The organism is Streptomyces sp. BR123 (genome assembly GCF_013401435.1).
Lineage (GTDB): Bacteria > Actinomycetota > Actinomycetes > Streptomycetales > Streptomycetaceae > Streptomyces.
The window spans coordinates 1-2,812 of record NZ_JACBGN010000506.1 but is presented as its reverse complement, the minus strand read 5'-3'; the positions used below and the strand labels follow the sequence as shown (position 1 = coordinate 2,812).

2 protein-coding genes are annotated in these 2,812 nt (G+C 73.6%); one reads left to right on the top strand and one right to left on the bottom strand.

Annotated features, from left to right (window positions below; translation table 11 throughout):
• The first annotated feature begins 167 nt into the window (after positions 1-167).
• Positions 168-1,586 carry an amidase gene (locus HYE82_RS35655; protein ID WP_309144563.1) on the top strand — a complete coding sequence of 473 codons (1,419 nt, stop codon included), beginning with the start codon at positions 168-170 and terminating at the stop codon, positions 1,584-1,586.
• Positions 1,587-1,695: 109 nt separating this feature from the next.
• On the opposite strand, the gene HYE82_RS35650 is transcribed toward HYE82_RS35655, so the two are convergent.
• Positions 1,696-2,595 carry a TIGR02452 family protein gene (locus tag HYE82_RS35650; RefSeq protein WP_179178375.1) on the bottom strand — a complete coding sequence of 300 codons (900 nt, stop codon included), beginning with the start codon at positions 2,593-2,595 and terminating at the stop codon, positions 1,696-1,698.
• Positions 2,596-2,812 lie beyond the last annotated feature (217 nt).

The window sequence follows — 2,812 nt, the reverse complement described above, 5'->3', positions numbered from 1 at the left end:
GTTGGCGACCGGCGCCCCGGCTCGTGGCAACCGGAGCCCGGCAAGCACGGCATTCGCGACGAGTTCGCGGGATTCCGGCGTCGCTGGAGGGATGGGTCTGGGGAATCCCCGACCCATGGCGTTACCGTCGGTTCTACTGTTCGGTAACGGGGAGGGGTTGAGAGGCCGTGGCCGTCTCATCGGATACGCAGGCACCGACCGCCGGCCTGGCGGCCATGGCACAGGATCTGGCCGAAGGCCGCGTGTCCTCAAGGGACTTGACCGAGCGGGCGCTGGAGCGGATCGCCGCTGCCCAGCCCCGCCTGAACGCCTTCCGCGTCGTCCGTGCCGAGGCCGCGCCGGCCGAGGCGGACGCCGCGGACCGGCGGCTGGCCGCCGGCGAGCGGCTGCCGCTGCTCGGCGTGCCGGTGGCCGTCAAGGACGACATGGACGTGGCCGGGGAGCCGACCGCGTTCGGCTGCGCCGGGGACTTCCCGCCGAAGGCCGCCGACGCCGAGGCGGTGCGCAGGCTGCGCGCGGCCGGCGCGGTCATCGTGGGCAAGACCCACACCCCCGAGCTGGGGCAGTGGCCGTTCACCGAGGGGCACGCCTTCGGTGCGACCCGCAACCCCTGGAACCCGGACCACACCCCCGGCGGCTCCTCCGGCGGTTCGGCGGCCGCCGTCGCCGCGGGCCTGGTCCCGGCGGCACTCGGCTCCGACGGGGCGGGGTCGGTACGGATCCCGGCGGCCTGGACGCACCTCGTCGGGGTGAAACCGCAGCGCGGCCGGATCTCCACCTGGCCGGAGCCGGAGTCCTTCCACGGGCTCACCGTGAACGGCGTACTGGCCCGCACGGTCGCCGACGCCGCCCTGCTCCTCGACGCGGCCAGCGGCCCGCATCCCGGCGACCGGCACCGCCCGGCCCGGATCCCTGCGGTCGAGGCCGCCCGCCGCACCCCGCGGCGGCTGCGGATCGCCCTGTCGTTCGAGATGGCCTTCACGGCCACCCCGAAGTCCCTCGATCCGGAGATCCGTTCGGCGGTGGAGCGACTCGCCGGGCGGCTGGAGTCCCTGGGCCACGAGGTCGTCCCGGAGGACCCGCGGTACGGCCAGATCGGCCTGACCTTCGTCCCCCGGGCGACCAGGGGCGTACGGGACTGGGCCTCCCGTGTCCCCGACACGGGGCTGCTGGACCCCCGCACGCACGGGGCGATGCGCACGGGCCGGATCCTGGGCGGACTGCCGCTGCGCGTGTCGCGGCGGGCGGAGTCGTACCTGCGGTGGCGGATCGGCGAGGTCTTCGGCCGGTTCGACGTGATCCTGACCCCCACCACGGCCACACCACCGCTGCGGATCGGGGCCCTGGCCGGGCTGAGCGCGATGGCCACGGACCGGGCGATGATCGCCGCCTGTCCGTACGCCTGGACGTGGAACGTCTTGGGCTGGCCCGGGGTGAACGTCCCGGCGGGATTCACGGGCTCGGCCCTGCCGGTCGGAGCCCAACTCCTGGGTCCGGAGTCCTCGGAGCCCCTCCTCCTGAGCCTGGCCGCCCAACTGGAGTCGGAGGAGCAGTGGCAGCGCCTGTGGCCGGGGGGCTCGGTCTGAGGCGGAGGCCAGGGGGCGCGGGCGGGCAGCGGTACGCGGCGGTTCGCCGAACTCGTCGCCGAGCGCCGCCGGCCCCGGCCACCGCCCTGCAGACCGCCGGCAGCAGGGGCTACGGCGTACTCGTCCTCGCCGCGTCCATCCCCATGCCCTCGCCCTCGCCCTCGCCACCGGCCGGTACCGCACCCCCGCCCGTGAAGGCCCGCTCGAAGGCCTCCCGCGGCGCCGGGTCGCGGTCCAGGACGGCGAAGACCACCCGTTCGAAGATTCCGGCGAACCGGCCCGCCAGGAGCCCCCGGAAGGCTTCCGCCACCTCCGCCGGATCGTTGCGGAACACCCCGCAGCCCCATGCGCCCAGCACCAGCCGCGCGTAGCCGTGCAGGGCCGCCGTTTCCAGGACGCGCTCCGCACGCCGGGCCAGGGCGGCCGGGATCTCGGCGGCGCGCTCCGGCTCCTGGCGGCGGATCGTGCCGGCGTTCGGGGCGGGTGAGGTGAGGAAGCCGGCCCGGAAGGGCTCCTCCAGCAGTTCGCCGCGGTCGTCACGGAAGACGGGTACCCCGGGCGAGTGAATCACCCGGTCGGTGTAGAAGGTGCTGCGTTCCGCGCGGTGGATCCCGTAGTACTCAGGGGCCTGGAGCAGCGTCTCGTACAGGGCGGACGCCCGGCACAGGGCCTCCTCCTGCGCCTTGGCTCCGCGGACGTAGCCACCCCCGGGATTCCGGGCCGAGGCGAAGTTCAGGACGGCCACCGTGCCGGGGCCGGGGGCGTCCTCGGCGAGCCTACGGGCTGCGACGGTGCTGCTCTCACCCGTCACCTCGATGGCCGTGTGGTGCCCCCTGGCGGGTAGTTGTCCGTCTGGAATGACCTGGTTCGGCCCATATATTCTGGTCCCCGCCCTGGCTTCCGCCAGGGCGGCGGCCAGGGAGACATGCCGTCCCGTCCGCGTCCGGTAGCCGCCGGACGCCAGGATCGTCGCGTTCTCCCGCGCGATCTCGCGCAATCTGCTGCTCATCGGGCCATCATCGGTCGCAATTTGGCACTGATACCACTCACTTTTGCGCAAGCACGACCGGATTCGGCTCTTCAGCCCGACAAGGACGGGTAGGCATGGTCAGGTCACAGTCCAGGACAGGAGATTCGGCCATGCCCCAGGGCTCATCCGCTCCATCCACTGCATCCACTGCATCCACTCCATCCGCATCACCCGCTCCTCCCACCTCCCCGTCCCC

Coding starts and splice junctions, on each gene's coding strand:
- HYE82_RS35650 (WP_179178375.1), bottom strand. CDS start 2,595: ATGAGCAGCAGATTGCGCGAGATCGCGCGGGAGAACGCGACGATCCTG.